Genomic DNA, 18026 nt, shown 5'->3' on the forward strand with positions numbered 1-18026 from the left:
TCATTAAGCAGCGTTTCTGGCCGCATTGATAATACCAAACATGGTTCTCAAAATCAATTTTTGAAGCACTGCATTTTCTTTTCCTGAATCCAACATTTCCTGGATAGCGTATTGTTGGATGGTAATCAAAGGCAATACAATTTTTTCCCTAATAGCAATAGAGTTCCTACTCACCTCATTATCTTCCAAAAGATAATCCATATCAGATATCTCAAGGATCTTATCCAATGACCGCTTATATTCCTCATGCATCAATTTCCAAAAATCCCCATAGACCTCATTGTCTTTCAAGTAGGCAGTTGAAGGGTAGAAAGATTTGGCGAGTGATTGCATAGAGTTCCCCATCAGTGATCTAAAGAACAAAGAATCCTGATAAAGTTTAACCACTTGGTCTTTTTTGCCTCTTTTTTCCATTTCGGCAATAGCTTTACCTACACCATAGAATCCTGGAATATTTTGTTTCATCTGCGCCCAAGATCCTACAAAAGGAATGGCACGAAGATCTTCAAATTTCATCCCCTCCCCTTTACTCCTTTTCAATGGTCTTGAACCAATATTGGTCATACCAAAGAATTTCAGAGGTGTTACTTTTTCCAAATATGGAACAAACTGAGGATGGCTCTTGAACTCCTTGTATGCTTGATAACTGATATCTGCCATCTCATCAATCAGAGCCCTTTGCTCATCTGTCAACCTGTTTTCTACTGTAGGATAAAGGTGATTTTCAAGTCCAGCACTTAGCAGTTGCTCCAAGTTATACGTACAAGAAACTGGCTTGCCATAGTTGGCACTAATGGTTTGTCCCTGAATGGTCACCTGGATTTCTTCGTTTTCCACTTGATCACCAAGAGAAGCATAGAAATTGTGCATATTTCCACCACCTCTAGCAGGAGGTCCCCCTCTACCATCAAAAAAGACGACGCTGATTTCATATTTGCGGGACATCTTGGTCAATTCCTCCTTGGCTCTCAAAATAGACCAGTTGGCTCTAATATAACCACCATCTTTGGTTCCGTCAGAGAAACCAAGCATAATGCTTTGTTTTCCTCCTCTGGTCTTCAGGTGGGCAGCATATGTTTTATTGGTGTAAAGCTGCTCCATGATTTGAGGGGCTGCTGCCAAATCATCAATGGTCTCAAACAAAGGCACAATATCCAAGGTCAAATCACCTTTTGGAGCAAGACTCAGTTTATTAAGCTGATAAACCTCCAAAATGTGTAAAGCAGACTGACAATTGGAAATAATATATCTGTGAAGACCTTCTACACCATTATTGTCTTGCACATAGCTAATCGAGGAAATACTTTCCAGCATTTCCTGATGGAATTCATCTTTCAATGATTTTGGACTTGGCAGTTTCTTGTATCCTAAGATCTTTTTGATCTTTTCTTCCTCGGAAGATTCCTGAAATTTTTTCAGAGCATCAGCACCTTCCGTCACCTCAATGATCTCTGCCCAAAGGGCATCATGTTTACGACTGTCCTGCCTCATATCCATAGAAGCAAAGTACAAACCAAAAACATTGACCTTCAGAATAAATTCATCCAGCAAATCTAGGAAAAGACCATCATGTGATTCAATGATGATTGATCTGGCTTTTAACAATACATCCAGCAATTCTTCCTTAGACTTGTAAACCTTTTCACCACCATATAGTGTCTTATAAATCCCTTTTTCCGCTTCCAACATCAATGGCTCCACACCTTTGAAGGTCAATCTTCTTCTAACCTTTCTGACGTCCCTATACAAGCATCTTAAGATAGTTTCCTGCAGCTTGTCAGACACGCTCATAGTGATTTCATGAGTCACAAATGGGTTACCGTCCCTATCGCCTCCCGGCCAAAAGCCGACTCTTAGCAAGTTGGGATTGTCCCACTCATGCAATGGAATTTCCAATCGCCTCAATACCCTGGCAAGAATATCCGGAATGCTTTTATAAAATACATGCTCTAAAAACCAACATAAACTTACTGCTTCTTCATAAGGTGACGGTTTCTCTTTGTTGATAAATGCCGTTTTGCCAAGCTGTCTCAGCAAAAGGTCAATGCTTCCTAAATCATTGTTTCTTATAGCCGTTTCTAAGTCCGTTATGATCGCCAATACATTTCCAGGATAAAATTGGGTTGGGTGTGCGGTCAATGTGAGGCGGATGGAAAAGGTCCTAAGCTTCTTGATCAGTTCCTCTTTCTTTTTGTCATTTTCAGCTCTTGAAATCAGGGCATTCATGGTTCCCTTGCCTTTCACGTCATTGATTTTCTCAAATGCTGCATCCTCTATGGAATCAAACAAGACCACTTGCCGCTCAATATATTGGACCAATTGAAAAAGTAAGTTGTGTTTCTCTTTGGTAGAATTGGAAGACATCATGCCTTCAAAAAATGTATTAATGATCTCTTTGGGGGTCTTTCCTTCACTGAATCCATTTTGACAGGCAGATGATAAGATGGGAAGCAGTGTCCCAGTCCTGTATATGTCATCAAAAGGTAAGTCTAGAAATAAACTGTTGTAAATGGTAAACCGCTTGGCTACCTCAGTTTGGTAGGTATTTGACATGGTTTAAAGTAATGTTTATTTAAAATTTTAAATTAATCAAAATATGTTGAATTAAAAACATATTGATGAAAAACACCTTAATCTACAGCAAAATATTCATAAAATCAGTGTTTTCATTGATTATTAATCAAAAATCTAGCCATTTTTTAGATAATTCTTCATTTTAAAACATTTTTTATACATTTATAGAAATCCATTTTTGTTCTGCCCTAAAACATTTTTAGGCTTTTAATTCAATACACTTTTATACTCTAATGCCTTACTGGCCTATCCCCAATATGAAAATATTCATTAACTTCATTCACCAAACCTTAAATCAAAAATTGTGAAATCACTTTATACCCTTTTATTTTGCCTGATCATGTTGAATCTATATTCCTGTGGCAAAGCCAGCAATGAAGAAAAAACAAATGAAGTTGTCGAGGCTTCACAAATCCCTTCGATTTATTTTTGGCTGGGAACCTATACTTCTTCTCCCGAGCAAGGAATTCACTTGATCTCTTTTAATCCTAATAACTACCAGTTTGATTCTTTGTTATTGGAATCTGACGTTAACAACCCGTCTTTTGTAATTACCAATAAAAAAGGGGATTTGATTATTTCCGTTCAAGAAGAAGGCGGTGAAGAAGGCGGCAGTATTAGATCCTTCAAATATGATTCAAGCAAAAATGAAACAAAACTAGTTAGTACTAGCTCCACCTTAGGAAGTGGGCCATGTTACGTCACCTTAAGTCCAGACGAGTCTTATGTCTTGGCAGGGAACTATGGTAGTGGAGATTTAGTAGCCATCCCTATTGACCAAGATGGTAATATGGAAAAAGCCGCCCAAGAAATCAAGCATACTGGTTCTGGAGTTAACAAAGACAGACAATCTAGCCCGCATGTCCATAGTTTGGTTTTTCATCCCAATGGCGAGCAAGTGTTTGTTAGTGATCTTGGAACGGACAAAGTTAACATTTATGATTTTGACCCTTCCCAAGAACAGCCACTCAGCCCCTCTTCACCTGCATTTTTTGAAGTAAAACCTGGCTCAGGCCCTAGGCATTTGGTATTTAATCAAAATGGAGATAAAATCTATCTGATCCATGAAATGACTTCTGAGGTCGGTTTATATGACTACGATATGGAAAATGGAAAAATTAACCATGTTGACACCTACCCCTTGATCCCCCAAGGTTTCGATGGTGCCAAGGGAGCAGCTGAGATAAGATTATCCAAGGATGGAAAATTCCTTTATGCCTCTAACAGGGGAGACTCCAATGAGATCATAGGTTTTAAAGTTGACCCAAGCACTGGCACATTGAGCAAAATACAAACTATTAGCTCTGGAGGTGAAACCCCTAGGAATTTCGCTTTATCTGATGATGGGAAATTCCTTTTTGCCGCTAACCAAAATTCCAATTCCATCTTAGCTTATGAGCGAAATCCAGATTCTGGCATCATCAAACAAGTGGGAAATGCTTTCACAATTTACAAGCCCGTTTATTTCTTTATGTATACCCACAATTCTACCAATAAAGATTAAAAGCGAGTAGAAACTACCCTTTTGATTAAAGTATTCGGTCTTTAGACTTCAGTTCTACCTGGCAGTTAGACAGGCTTCCGACCACTTAAGCAAAGGATATATGGTTACTGGCATCTTAACGGATAACCAGATATTTCTTTTTGACAAAGTAATGAACAAGCCGTTTAACGCCGAAACAAAAAACTTTATTATTTGTACCATTTTAGGAATAATGAACTTATTCGTAATTCTTGGTAAAAGAAAACATTTAACACCGCATATTTACCATCTATCTATCAAAAACAGTATAAAAAAATATTTTAAAAGGGATAAAAAGATAAAATACTGTCGCACAATTAGTAAGCTTAATATTTCATGAATATTATTTTATCTTTATTTGTCGAAAAAATATTTTCTTGAGATGCTTAAAATGTAAAAACTATCACTACCTTTGGCTTATTAATTTCTATTATCATTTATTATTATTATCATGAACACAGGAAAAGTAAAATTTTTTAATGAATCCAAAGGATTCGGTTTTATTATTGACGACGAATCTTCTAAAGAGTATTTCGTGCACATCTCAGGATTGGTAGACGAAATCAAAGAAGATGACGATGTGACTTTCGACCTTAAAGAAGGAAGAAAAGGTCTTAATGCAGTGAATGTAAAGTTATCATAACATATAGCATTTAATGACATTACCGAAAGCTGCTTAAAATTTAAGCAGCTTTTTTATTTATATCTTCCCCCAATCCGTTGAAGGATTATAGAGGATGTTGCCAGAAACAATCTCAAGTGGAGAAGCCACATTATTTTTATAAAGCTGACCAGTCCCTAAACCTTGTGGCATATAAATATCATAACTGGCTGTCAATTGTGAAATGGCATTCAGTCCGATATTGCTTTCCAAGGCAGAGGTCATCCACCAGCCAACCCCCATATTCTCTGCCAGCCAGATCCACTCACGCGTATCTCTTATTCCACCTACCAAAGTGGGTTTGAGAATAATGTATTGCGGATTGATATGCTCCAAAAGTTTTTTCCTATCCTCCTTAGCATATATACCTATCAGTTCTTCATCCAAAGCTATATCTAGCGGACTCTCTTTACACAATCTTTTCAACTCATCCCACTGGCCAGCTTTAATAGGCTGCTCAATGCTGTGAAGATCAAACTCTGCCAGTCTCTCCAATTTATCCATGGCCTCATGAGGACTAAAGGCACCATTGGCGTCTACCCTTAAAGTAATCTGCTCTGCGGTGAACCTCTCCCGAATAAAACCCAACAACCTGCATTCCTGTTTAAAGTCAATTGCCCCGATTTTCATTTTAATACAGGAAAAACCAAGCTCCAGCTTTTCTTCTATTTGTTTTAACATAAATGATTCATCCCCCATCCAAATCAATCCATTGATGGGAATTGGCATATGCTGGCGGTAAAAGTCATTTTCCAATATTTGCCTTTTACCGCCATGAAACAAATCTAGCAGTGCCATTTCAAAAGCAAAGCGAATACTCGGATGGGCATCCATGACATAAGTCTTACAAAATTCAAGAATACCTGCTTCAGACCAGTCAATTTCTTTTTCGGACAAACCATTTACATACGCCTTCAGGATATTTTCGAAATTCGGAACATCATCGATACTTAATTTTGGAAGCGGACCGGCTTCCCCCCAACCCTCCATTTTGCTATCTCCTGGAAAAGTTACTTTTATAAAAAATGAATCCTTCGTACGCAAAACTCCTCGGGAAGTACCTGCGTCGAATTTAAAATCGAGTGTGTGCCTCAAGTACTTTGCGTTGACTTTGACAGTATTATCAGGTTTTTTATTCATCTCCTAATCGTAAAAACTTATATTTGCAATCCGAAAAGACAAAGCTACAGGAAAAGTAAACATTTCCCTATTAGACTTGTCAAAGAACACCATCTCATTGAAGTACACGTACCGCATGGAAAGCAGGCCAGAAATCAAACTATCAGACTATCAATACGAACTACCAGATGATCGCATTGCCAAGTTCCCTTTGGAAAAAAGAGACCATTCCAAATTGCTCCACTTTGAATCAGGGAATATCGAACATCATCGCTTTTATGAGTTGGCAGAACTCTTGCCTCAAAACACCTTGATGGTCTTTAATAATACCAAAGTTATTCCTGCAAGATTGATTTTCCAACGTGCTTCTGGAGCTAAAATTGAAATCTTTCTCTTGCAGCCCGTAGCTCCAAGCACCGTAATCAACGACATCATGGTTCATCATGGCCCTGTAACTTGGCAGGCTATGATTGGTAATTTGAAAAAGTGGAAAGATGAAGAGTTGTTGCTTGGAGAAATTGAAGTCAGCAACCAAAAGATGAGAATTGAAGCTAAACTGATTGATAGAGAATCAAGGTATGTTGAAATTTCCTGGGATGGAAGTCATATTACTTTTGCCAGCATTGTAGAGGCAGCAGGTGAAGTGCCCCTTCCTCCTTATTTGAACAGAAAGGCAACTGTAGCTGACAAGCCGAGATACCAGACTGTTTATTCCAAAAAAGAAGGAGCTGTAGCTGCTCCCACCGCTGGTCTTCACTTTACTGAAGAAGTTTTAAAAGAACTGGAGCAAAAAGGCATCCAAACGGATTACCTTACACTTCATGTAGGTGCTGGCACATTTCAGCCTATCAAGGATGAAATCGTATCCAATCACCCTATGCATAGTGAGCAAGTGGTAATCCGTAAGGAAAACATCATAAAATTCCTTCAACAGGATGGCAATATAGTAGCAGTAGGAACAACTTCCATGAGGTCTTTGGAAAGTATCTACTGGTATGGTGTAAAACTGCTCAACGATAACAATAAGCAATTTCTTATCCCAAAATTATTCCCCTATGAAAAACATTCCAAAGCTGCTTCTCTCAAAGAAAGCCTAACCGCAATTCTAAACCATATGGAGGCTGAAAAACTAGATGAAATTACGGGTAGTACAGAAATTTTCATCATGCCAGGTTATGAGTTCAAAGTTTGTAATGGATTATTGACCAATTTCCACCAACCTGGATCCACGCTTATATTGTTAGTCGCAGCATTTACAAAAAACCAATGGATTAAAATATACAAAGAAGCCCTGTCCCAAGAATATAGATTCTTGAGTTATGGTGATAGCAGTTTACTTTGGAACCATAAAAGACCTTAAGCTCCGGCACCCAACTTATTGATCCCATGAATGAGTTTCTGATAGTAGGTTCTACCTACAGGAACTTTTTCAGTTTCAATAGTTACTTCCTTTGGTGAAATGGTCGTGATCCGATCCAACCTTACCAAGTAAGATTTGTGAATCCTTACAAATTCATCTTCAGGCAAAATGGCTTCAAACTCCTTCAGAATATTACGAAGAGAATAAACCTTTTCCTTAGTGACCAAGGTAGTGTAGTTACCGTCTCCCTTCAACCAAAGAATGTTTTTGAATTTTACTTTTCGTAAACATCCTTTGTCACGTACAAAAAGAGCGTCTTTGATCAAAAGTTCTTCGTGTTCCGAGTGGTGGTTCTCTAGTTTTGAGTCTTTTTTATTCATTGCAATCCCGTGATGATAGATAGTTTCTCCCATAGTTATTTTTATTTTACGTTGGAGAGGTACATTAAAAACTTAATTTGATAATATTTTTACTTAGTTAATCCTTAAATATTTACAAAAGGAGACTCCAATTATTAAAACTTTTCTGATTTATGTTAACTAATTATTATTCAAAAACAGGGTCAAAAATGTCAGACCTTATAATCTTAACGTCTCCTCCTCTACAAACTTACATAAATATAAACACAATATACATATTTATGTATTTAAAAATCATTTTTTTTAATAAAAATCAAAAAAAACGACCTGACATTCTAATTTGGTCAGGCCGAATTCTATCAAAAATTAAACGGGATTTTAACTTTCAGGCTGATATTGACTTTCCAGCTCTTTTAACTTCTTGCTTCCATATGCTATTTTAGTAATCACTACATATAAAACAGGAACTATAAATATGGCCAGGAAGGTAGCTGCAAGCATCCCTCCAATCACCGTCCATCCAATCGTTTGCCTTGCGACAGCCCCTGCACCATTAGATAAAGCCAATGGTACTACACCTAAGATAAAAGCAAGTGAAGTCATCACGATAGGCCTTAACCTAAGCTTAACCGCTTCAATGGTCGCAGGTAGTAGAGGCATTCCTTTATCCACTCTTTCTTTGGCAAATTCCACAATCAAAATGGCATTCTTCGCAGCCAGACCGATTAATGTCACCAAGCCAATCTGGGCATAAACGTTATTATCCAGTTTAGGCAAGAACGTAAGTGCCACAATCGCACCAAACGCCCCCAAAGGCAATGCTAAAAGAATAGAAAATGGTACCGACCAACTTTCATACAACGCCGCCAGTAAAAGCGATACCAATATGATGGATAGCGTAAAGATCAATACTGTAGTGTTTCCAGAGGCCAACTCCTCCCTACTCAGACCAGAAAAATCATATCCGTATCCAGCAGGCAGCACCTCTGCAGCCACTTCTTCCAAAGCAGCCAAAGCCTGCCCACTACTGTAGCCTGCTGCCGCATTACCATTTACTTCCGTTGAGCGGAACAAATTATAGTGGTTGATTACAGGAGCATTCTCTACCACTTCGTAATTTATCAAGGCACTCATGGGAACCGATGCTCCTTGTCGGTTCATTACATAGTATTGCTCTAAGTCGGTCATATCCATTCTATAGGCTGTATCCGCCTGAGCCACTACTCTAAAGTTCCGACCATACCTTGTAAAGTCATTGACATAGGAGCTCCCCATATAAGTGGACATGGTAGAGAACACATCAGACACAGCTACCCCCAATTTCTTGGCTTTTTCTCTATCCACTGTCACATGATATCCTGGAGTTTTTGCTGTAAAGAAACTATAAGCCATAGCAATTTCAGGTCTCTGGTTGGCTGCTCCCAAAAACTGCCCTAAAACCTGTTCAAACTCTTTGATATCTCCTCCGGCACGTTGTTCAAGCATAAAACTGAAACCTCCTGTTTGACCAAGGCCAGGTATGGCTGGTGGTGGTACCACAACAATATTTGCTTCTTTTATCACTGAAAACTTTTGCTGTAACTGGCCGATCAAACCATAAAGTTGTTTAGAAGGATCTTTTCTTTCTTCCCAAGGATCCATCTGAATAAAGAACGTACCACTGTTTGGCTTAAATGAGAAGTTAATGGCATTCAATCCGCCAATCCCAGTTACATTCCTGATGCCCTCTGTTGAGGTAATCATCCCTACCATTTCATCCATAATGGCTCTGGTCCTAGAAGTGGAAGCACTTTCTGGTAGCTCCAAGGAAATAAACAACCTGCCTTCATCTTCTGTAGGCAAGAATCCAGTTGGTTTGGCCTGGAACAAGCCAAAAGTCCCTGCATATAAACAAGCCAATAAGATCAACACCAATGGGGTTGCCTTAATGCTTTTCTTTACCCCATTTCCATAGGAAGAAGTCACCTTGGCAAACCACGTATTGAATTTATAAAAGAACTTATTGATGCCTTTGGAGTTTTCATCTATTTCCATTGGCTTTAACAACAAGCTACACAAAGCTGGAGTCAGGGTCAAAGCGACAAATGCAGAAAGCAATACTGAAATCGCAATGGTAATGGCGAATTGCTGATACATTCTACCCACAATTCCTGGAATAAAGCCTACTGGAATAAATACCGCAGCCAAAATCAAAGCAATGGCAATAACTGGTGCAGTAATGTCCTTCATGGCTTTCATGGTCGCCTCCTTGGCTGAAATCCGCTCCGAGTCTATATAATGCTGGGCAGCTTCTACCACCACAATCGCATCATCCACCACAATACCGATCGCCAGCACAAATCCAAACATAGTTAAGGTATTGACCGTGAATCCTAATGGAATAAAGAACACAAATGTCCCTACAATGGATACCGGAATGGCCAAAATTGGTATGATGGTAGCTCTCCAGTTTTGAAGAAACAAGAACACCACAATAATCACCAAAATCAAAGCTTCTACCAATGTATGGAGCACTTCGTCAATGGATACCTGAACCACTGAAACTGATTCAAAAGGAACCACATAATCCATATCCGCCGGGAAGGAAGCCTTCATTTCATCCAAAGCCGCATAAATTCCTTCCGCTGTCTCAAGGGCATTACTGCCTGGTGCCTGATAAACCAGTAGGATGGCAGCAGGCTCGCCATTTACTGTCGAAAATCTACCATAATCAAATTCGCCAAACTCAATTCTGGCAATATCTTTCAAATAAACCAATGATCCATCATTTGGATTGGTTCTTACCACAATATCCTCAAATTCTTCTTGTCTCTCCAATTTTCCATTTACAGTGATAGCATACTCGAAAGTCTGGGAACTCAGTTGAGGCATCCCTCCTACGGTACCTGCCGCCACTTGAAGGTTTTGCTCTTGGATGGCAGCAGTGACTTCAGCTGTAGAGATATTGTATTGCGCTAGTTTATCTGGCTTGAGCCAAACCCGCATACTAAAATCCTGTCCAATTGCATTGATATCTCCTACACCTTTCACCCTCAAAAGGGCATCTTTCACAAAGATGTTGGTATAATTGGACAAGAACTTAGTATCGTGCGTACCATTGGGTGAATACATACTGATTACCATCATGATACTTGGATTTCTTTTCCTAACGGTCACTCCAAGTCTCTTTACTGCTTCTGGCAATCTAGGCTCAGCAATACTCACCCTGTTTTGAACATCAAGCGTAGCAATGTCAATGTCAGTTCCAACATCGAAAGTTACGTTCATGTTCATTTGGCCTGTACTCGTATTAGTACTACTGATATAAGCCATTCCAGGGGTACCGTTCACCTGTGTTTCTATAGGTGTGGCTACTGTTTGTTCTACTGTCTGAGCATCCGCTCCTGTGTAATTGGCTGAAACAGACACCACAGGAGGCGTAATATCCGGGTATTGCGTTACCGGTAAATTGACGATAGCTATGGATCCTACTAACAAAATGACTATAGAGATCACCATCGCCGTCACCGGGCGTTTAATAAAAACTTCTGATATCATAAATTTCTACTTTGAGAGTTTACTTGCTTTGCTGGGCTGGAGCTACTGTACTTACTTTCGCTCCCTCGCGGAGCTTCTGAATTCCCTCAACCACAATTTTCTGTCCCGGTTTTAAGCCTTCCCTTACCACAATGTCAGCCCCCGCTTTTGACCCTAAAACAATATTTTGTTGATGAACGGTATTCTCATTGTCTATCACATAGACAAAATACTCTCCCATTTGCTCTGTGACAGATTTAAATGGAATGGTGACTTGTTCTCCAATATCTTGATTTAGCACTTGAAGATTCACTGTCATACCGGGAACCAGTTCTTTTTCTGGATTAGGAAACTCAACACGTAAATTGATGGTACCCGATTGCCTTCCTACTGCCCTATCTATCGTTGTCAGCGTTCCATGATGTCCATAAATATCATTTTTATTGAACCTGATGGTAAAAGTGGAGTCCGGAAGGTTTTCCTCTTTCATCATTTTACTGAATCTTCTGATGCTCTTTTCATTGATAACAAAATCAACCAACACAGGGTCATCCGATGAAAGAGAATTCAAAAGGGTCTGACCCGCTGACACCTGTGCTCCAAGTCTAACTTGTGAAATCCCTACAGTACCTGCAAAAGGAGCCTTAATTACTGAATAATTGTAATCCGTCTCTGTACTTTTCACTTGTGCCTCTGCTGAAGCAACTTGAGATTCTGCAGTTAGAATATCAGCCTTTGCGTAATCCAACTGTTGCTTGGCAATGGCTTCTTTCGCGTCAAGGGCCTCATACCGCTCCAAATCTCTCTTTACCCTAACAAGGTTGGCCTTCGCACTTTTTAAATTGGCTTTGGCCTGTTCATAAGCTGCTTGGTATTTACTTCTGTCGATTTCATACAGCTTCTGTCCCTTGTTTACTTCTTGTCCATCCTTGATAAAAATTTTATTAATATATCCGCTCACCTGAGGACGAATTTCAATTTCGTTTAATGGAACCACCGTACCTGGATAAACATCCAGCCCTGTAACATGTTCGCTTTTCACTGTTGCCGCCTTAACCGCAACAGCTGCTGGCTGGCTGTTAGCCTGAGTATTGGCCTCTGATCCGCAAGAACTCACAAACCCTGCGATACCGGCCATTAAAACTGCGTATAAAAACTTTTTCATTTCCCGCTTAATTAAATTACTTTTAGTTATTTCCTATATTTCCCAAAGCCCTGTCAAGATCTATCTTGCTGGAAAGTAAATTGAACATGGCATTGTAATGATTCAACTGGGCCGTTCTCAGTTCTGTCTCAGCCACAATTAATTCCACATAAGCTTTGATCCCTTCATCGTATTGAAGCTTAATGATGTCATACACTTCCTGCGCCAAATCCATATTGGTTTTGATCGTTCTCCACTCATAAAGATTACTTTTATATGTAGACAAGGCTGTTTGATATTCCGTATTGATCTGCTTTTCGAGATTAGTTTTCTCAACAAAAACTTTTTCCTGCTGTAGCTCAGCAATTCTTATATCCTGGTGTCTTTTCCCTCCCTGAAAAATAGGTAATGACAAGGTCAACCCGATGGCTGATGTGGGGTAACTTTGATCATACAGTTGAGAAAAAGAGTTACTGAAATACAACCAGTTATAATTGTAATTGGCTGACAAGGTGGGTAAATAGGCCCACTTTTGATAACCAGTGTTCATTTGTGCCAAATTTTCTTCAGTCATGATCTGTTGATACTCAATCCTGTTTTCTGGAAGCAGATTTTGAGTGGTATCCATAAGAGCCTCTTGCTGCATTTTCTCATAACTGTAGCTTAAAGCAATATCTAAATCCAGCGGGTATCCCATCAACTGTTTCAGGTACGCTTTTTTCGCTTGTACACTTTCTTGCGCTCTTTTTTGGTCACTCTTAACATTGGAAAGTGTGATCAGGGCTCTCTGATAATCCGTCTTGTCCACCAAACCGGATTCAAACCTGCTTCTGGCATCATTGTACTGCTTTTGCTGCCTCACCAAATTCTCCTTCAGAATTTTTAATTGCTCATAAGTGAGAAGAATATCGTAATAAGCTTTACTCACATCTACCACAGTGGCGATCTCCAAATTTTCTACATTCTGCTCATACTGATCCTTGACATACTTGGAGGTTCTGCCCGCAAAAATCTGATCCCTATTGACCAAATTCTGATCCACCTGGAACTGTATACCGGAATTGTAACGCTGCCCAAAGGTGATCAACTCCCCTCCAATAGGTTGCTGCTGCAATTTGATATTTCTGGTACCAGAAGCACTGGCAGATATCTGTGGAAACCATCCGGACAAGCTGGACTTGATCTCCCTATCTCCAATTTCCTGGTCTAATAAGGCCTGTTGCATGTTAGGCCCATTTTCTAATGCATACTGAATGCATTGCTCTAGTGTCAGCGCAGGTTGGCTACCATCACCCACGACATCTTGACTAAAGACAGCATGTGGCAAAAAGAAACTTCCTGCTAGCACCCACAAGAGCACATAATTACTCATTCTCATAAAATTGAAACTTGAAAACACTTAAAATAAAGATTATACAAAACTGAAAACCTGCACTTTGACTGAATTGTCAAAATGATTTATTGAGGATTTTTGGGCTTAATTCTTTTTTACTCGTCTTGCTTTTTAATTCCATCCCAAACCATATTGGCGATTTCTCCTAAATTGAGTTGATCTTTATTGATCTTCTTTGAATGATAATAATTGACCTTTACTGATGAAATAATGCTTCCATGAACCATGATGGCCAAAATCTCAGGTCTCACGCCACTCCTCAGTTCTCCATTTCTAATTCCATCCTCAAAAAAGCTTCTCAACCATAAATGCCATTTATTGTCCGAAGTTTGGATTTCTTCTGTATAAAACGGGGAATTTAAAAACTGGTCGATAAACCGTTGAACAGACTTTTCTTGCATATAAAAAGCCTTCATGGCATGCCAAAAGTTCATAAACCTCGTTTTAAAATCCATTGAAGGATCATCATTTTCATTTGCTACATCTATAAGCTTTTGAATCACATAGTGGTAAAGCTCCATGATCAAGTCATCTTTATTTTCAAAATGATGATAAATCGTTCCAGCTGCCACATTTGAATTTTTTGCCACCATGCTCATAGGGCAACCATGAAAGCCATGGTCACGAATAAGGTCCAGCGTGGCAGAAAATATCTGTTCTTTTTTATTCATTTCCTCTCATTGTTCAAAAACCGAATGAACATTCAATCGTCTAAATCAAAAATTAGTTCCATCATTTGGGATTTTTTATTTACAAAAACAGAACTTGAGAGAGTAACTTTAAGAACAATAAATTAGTTCAATCAAAAATCCAAAAAATTCAATTTACATCTACATCAATAAATACAGGAAAAACAAAAAATAATTTATCACAAAACAACAAAACAATCCCAATATATAAACCTAAAAAGCTTCTTCAAAAATCAAGCATAACCAAAACTACTTGGTAAAAATTCTAAGGTTAAAATACATTTCAAACGCTTATAATATTAAACCCAATAGTTATAAAAAACCTTATTATTTTTTCTAGAAATCAGCTCTTCACTTTTTGTTCAAATATAGGAAGTAAGCCAGTCAAATCTTTTACAACCTGATCCGGTTCTATCCCCCATGGGTCTAAAATAATTTCTGGGGAACGTTGCACCCAAATCACCTTTAGTCCAACATTTTTTGCTCCTATTATATCAAATGAATTTCCAGAAATAAACCAAGTAAACTGATGACCAGTATGGTTATATCTAAGAAAACTTTCATATACCGCCGGATCGGGCTTAAAAGTCTTTGTTCCTTCCACACTATATATATTGTCAAATAAAGGCGCCAAACCTGCATTTTTCAGCAGTAGCCTCACATCATTTTGTGGACCATTGGAAAAAGCAAATAAACGAAACTGAAGATCTTTCAATGATTCCAAAGCCTTTTTTACCTCTGGAAAAGCAGGCAATCTTTTGCTAAAATCCAATATTCCATCCTTCTGCTTATTGCTCAGGGTAACCTTGTGGTACAAACATGAAAAGTCAAGCGCTTGCTTGGAACAAACCGAAAAATCCACATCGTTTTCCATCAACCTCCTTCTAAAGGCATATTCCCTCTGTTTATACTTCCAGGTTTGAAGCATATCAAAGGCGATATCTCCCACAGCATCCTCCAATGGTTCCAAAATCTTGGAAGCATCCACTAAAGTTCCATGCACATCAAACGCTAGTGAGATTTTCATACCTTAAATAATTATATTAAAAGATAAAGAAATTTTAGGTCAAATATCATTTAACTAAAAATAAGGCTTTTCGGAAAAAATCTAAGGCTCGTTTTAATAAATCTCAGCTCTTACCTTATATATATAAGTTTTAACTGCACAAATCATTCATACTGCAACTTAAATAGTTACAGGAGGATATTATGATAAAGTAGGCTATTGTTTTTGGTTAATAAAGTAATACTTTCTCGATAATGGTAGGGCTTAGTCAATAGTTATCATTGTTGTTTCAAAATTGGTATAGTCAATACATTTGATCATTTTGATCAAAGTATCTGCAAATTCCTGCTTACATAAAGAGATACCAAACCTGAAAACCTCATGTTCTATTGGTTGAATTCTTCTTTCATCAAATAATCTGGACAGATCACCTTTATGCTTCGCTCTTACTACTAGATGGTCTATATCAGAATTACTGTTTACTACTGATATAAAACCGTTGGTGGATGTAATTAACATATTGGCCGAATTTAGATAAATGATTAGGGTTAAATAAAAGGTTATTGGGCTAATACATTCAAAATTTCTATGATCTAGTTTGAATTTTTAATAGATCGACACTGCTCCCACAAAATTTCTAACTCAATGTGCTTTTTATTACTAATAAATGAGTACCCGTGTTCTTTTTCTGAAAATTTTATATTTTACTAAATGTAGCAATAGTATTTAAAAAAAGCAATTACTGAAACTTGTCGCAACACACTTTTTATCAACAACTTATCCACAAAAAATCAAGTTTTCAACAGTTTAAATGGAAAATACAATCAAAAATAGGCACACTTATATTGAAATTTTATTTACAATTAACTGTATTTTACACTCTATTTTATGTTTTTAAATAATTAAAGAAATCCACAAAAAAATCTTTCTTAAATCAGAGTTGAGTATTAATAAAATTCACTTTTAATATTAATTTAAATGTATATCCGCAATTGCACCAGTAAAGGTTAAAAGCGAGTCGAAATGTTCGTTTTGATTAAAATATCAACTGCTTCGGTCTTCAGGCTTCAAACTTCTGACCACTTTAAGCAAAGGATTTAAGGTTACTGGCATCATTGCGGATAATCAGATTAATTTAACAATCATTGCAATTATTTAACGGATCAATCAATATTCCTGGGGATTTCAAGCATAAATTTTAGACAGTCTTCAACCTTCCATCTGCGTCACCTGACCTTCAGGCAACAGGCCTTTCCACGGATACGAAAATCCTCTACCGTGGAACTTCATAAAACCCTTTTTCCTCTAGATTATGTAAATATTTATTCTTTACATCTAGGCTGATGTAATAGTCCATCTTGCTTTTGAGCGATGGAGCTAGTCTCAAAATACTCCAGTATACCCGCCGACAAAAGACAATCCTAAAAACCCTTGTCCACTCTCTTTCTTTTTACCTCATAAATAATGGTTGGTCAAATATCCCCCAACTTTTTCACTTGCTCCGGTTTGATGGCAGTGATGCCTTGATGGAATTCAGGTGTTCCTGCCCATTTCTGCTTACATAACCCTTGCACTAGCTAGACCTTTATTTGGGAGAAAACAGAATAATCTTCGGATCACTCAGGGATCTCTTTCGGATCTCCTTCGGATCACCCTCGGAAACTACCGAGTGGAATCCGAAGATAATTTGGGTGAGAAGCCTGTTTGATCCCAAGGAAAGTAGGCGAAGTACCCGATCTATCCGAGGGTTATTGCTAAGATGTTGAAGGGTAGTTGTAGGTCAGCCTTATTAAAACCGTGGCTTTCCCGTCCTTCGGGAAGACAAAAAAGGATGCCAAGTGAAGTTTAAAAGGTAACCATGAAGTATTGGTAAATATTGTCCCCCCAACTTTTCCGCTTGATCCTATTTAACCACAAACTCATTAAGTAAATTTTGACAAAAATAAAAAGGTCCAGAAAACATCCCTGAACCTTTTTTCACCAAGTTTGACATATTAAAAAATCAACGAAAAGAATCTTTGTAAGCTTTTAAAATTTTCAAGACCGTTTTATCCTTTATTTTCTTTTCAAAAAAACCGTGATTAATCTGGTCAATATCAATTATATCAAGTAAAATATTCCATAAACTTTTTCTGTCAAGTTTTCTAAAGTAAGTTTCTCCTTGACTTATCTTGTCCTCACTAAACTTTCTCTCCCGAAAACAAAAAACATTTATTGTTTTCAGCTGAGACTTTATAGCATGTGCCATTTCATAAAAGTCATAATAGTGGTAAGCTGCTTCTCTAGTCAATTCTTTCCCTACAATCCGTTCAACCCTTTCAAACTCCTTCTCCATCAATGGCATAAAATCTAAAACTCCCCTCTCTCCACCTATCTGGTTATTAAAAATCATCGCTTCTTCAGAAGCTATTTGACTTTGCCTCATGTTCATACTGCTCTCAATTGAAATGAAACATATTAAACACAATTCTTACAACACTTCAGCCTTTAATCCTTTTGATATTTGCTGTTTGTCTATGGCTCTAAGGTCAGGAATAAATTTTAAATACACAAGTTTTTTGTTATTTTTTATATAAAAAAATGCTTTTTAAATATATTTTTAAATCTTTCATATAAATTCTTCACTTAATCCTAACTTTCAAAATTCTTTCCATTTCCAATTCAATTTCTAAGAAAAACAAAA

The 18026-nt window shown here is 37.9% G+C and carries 13 protein-coding genes; 3 read left to right on the forward strand and 10 right to left on the reverse strand.

Translation table 11 applies throughout. The annotated features are described in order from the left end of the window. Nucleotides 1–3 precede the first annotated feature (3 nt). Nucleotides 4–2553, reverse strand: a complete 2550-nt coding sequence (locus tag IFO69_RS18860) for a phosphoenolpyruvate carboxylase (RefSeq protein WP_192011690.1) — start codon at nucleotides 2551–2553, stop codon at nucleotides 4–6. Nucleotides 2554–2914: 361 nt separating this feature from the next. Here IFO69_RS18860 and IFO69_RS18865 point away from each other — a divergent pair, with 361 nt between their 5' ends. Both IFO69_RS18865 and IFO69_RS18870 read left to right on the forward strand, forming a co-directional pair. Next, a complete protein-coding gene (locus IFO69_RS18865) occupies nucleotides 2915–4078 on the forward strand; it encodes a lactonase family protein (RefSeq protein WP_192011691.1) in 1164 nt (387 codons plus the stop codon). A gap of 469 nt (nucleotides 4079–4547) precedes the next feature. Beyond that, nucleotides 4548–4739: a cold-shock protein gene (locus IFO69_RS18870; protein WP_186756632.1), complete on the forward strand. Its 192-nt coding sequence runs from the start codon at nucleotides 4548–4550 to the stop codon at nucleotides 4737–4739. 57 nt (nucleotides 4740–4796) lie between these two features. On the opposite strand, the gene IFO69_RS18875 is transcribed toward IFO69_RS18870, so the two are convergent. After that, nucleotides 4797–5897: an o-succinylbenzoate synthase gene (locus tag IFO69_RS18875; protein ID WP_192011692.1), complete on the reverse strand. Its 1101-nt coding sequence runs from the start codon at nucleotides 5895–5897 to the stop codon at nucleotides 4797–4799. A 115-nt stretch (nucleotides 5898–6012) separates the two neighbouring features. Here IFO69_RS18875 and IFO69_RS18880 point away from each other — a divergent pair, with 115 nt between their 5' ends. Then, nucleotides 6013–7236 (forward strand): S-adenosylmethionine:tRNA ribosyltransferase-isomerase, encoded by a 1224-nt coding sequence (locus IFO69_RS18880; RefSeq protein ID WP_192011751.1) that lies wholly within the window; start codon nucleotides 6013–6015, stop codon nucleotides 7234–7236. On the opposite strand, the gene IFO69_RS18885 is transcribed toward IFO69_RS18880, so the two are convergent. From IFO69_RS18885 to IFO69_RS18920, 8 genes are all read right to left on the reverse strand, one after another. Further along, entirely contained in the window at nucleotides 7233–7616 is a 384-nt protein-coding gene (locus tag IFO69_RS18885; RefSeq protein ID WP_192011752.1) for a LytR/AlgR family response regulator transcription factor, read from the reverse strand. The two genes, IFO69_RS18880 and IFO69_RS18885, sit on opposite strands and share 4 nt — an antisense overlap. Before the next feature lie 357 nt (nucleotides 7617–7973). After that, nucleotides 7974–11132 carry an efflux RND transporter permease subunit gene (locus tag IFO69_RS18890; RefSeq protein ID WP_192011693.1) on the reverse strand — a complete coding sequence of 1053 codons (3159 nt, stop codon included), beginning with the start codon at nucleotides 11130–11132 and terminating at the stop codon, nucleotides 7974–7976. Between the two features lie 19 nt (nucleotides 11133–11151). After that, complete coding sequence (locus IFO69_RS18895) at nucleotides 11152–12276, reverse strand: efflux RND transporter periplasmic adaptor subunit (RefSeq protein WP_192011694.1); 1125 nt, start codon at nucleotides 12274–12276, stop codon at nucleotides 11152–11154. A gap of 22 nt (nucleotides 12277–12298) precedes the next feature. Continuing rightward, entirely contained in the window at nucleotides 12299–13633 is a 1335-nt protein-coding gene (locus IFO69_RS18900; RefSeq protein ID WP_192011695.1) for a TolC family protein, read from the reverse strand. 110 nt (nucleotides 13634–13743) lie between these two features. After that, entirely contained in the window at nucleotides 13744–14319 is a 576-nt protein-coding gene (locus IFO69_RS18905; RefSeq protein WP_192011696.1) for a TetR/AcrR family transcriptional regulator, read from the reverse strand. A 361-nt stretch (nucleotides 14320–14680) separates the two neighbouring features. Beyond that, the gene (locus IFO69_RS18910; protein WP_192011697.1) at nucleotides 14681–15364 is read right to left on the reverse strand and encodes a haloacid dehalogenase type II; all 684 of its coding nucleotides are present in this window, start codon (nucleotides 15362–15364) and stop codon (nucleotides 14681–14683) included. Nucleotides 15365–15607: 243 nt separating this feature from the next. Further along, nucleotides 15608–15862, reverse strand: a complete 255-nt coding sequence (locus IFO69_RS18915) for a hypothetical protein (protein WP_192011698.1) — start codon at nucleotides 15860–15862, stop codon at nucleotides 15608–15610. 1483 nt (nucleotides 15863–17345) lie between these two features. Next, on the reverse strand, nucleotides 17346–17768 hold the full coding sequence (locus IFO69_RS18920) for a hypothetical protein (protein WP_192011699.1): 423 nt from the start codon (nucleotides 17766–17768) through the stop codon (nucleotides 17346–17348). Between the last annotated feature and the right edge of the window lie 258 nt (nucleotides 17769–18026).

Origin of the sequence: Echinicola arenosa (assembly GCF_014841125.1) — a bacterium.
GTDB lineage: Bacteria > Bacteroidota > Bacteroidia > Cytophagales > Cyclobacteriaceae > Echinicola > Echinicola arenosa.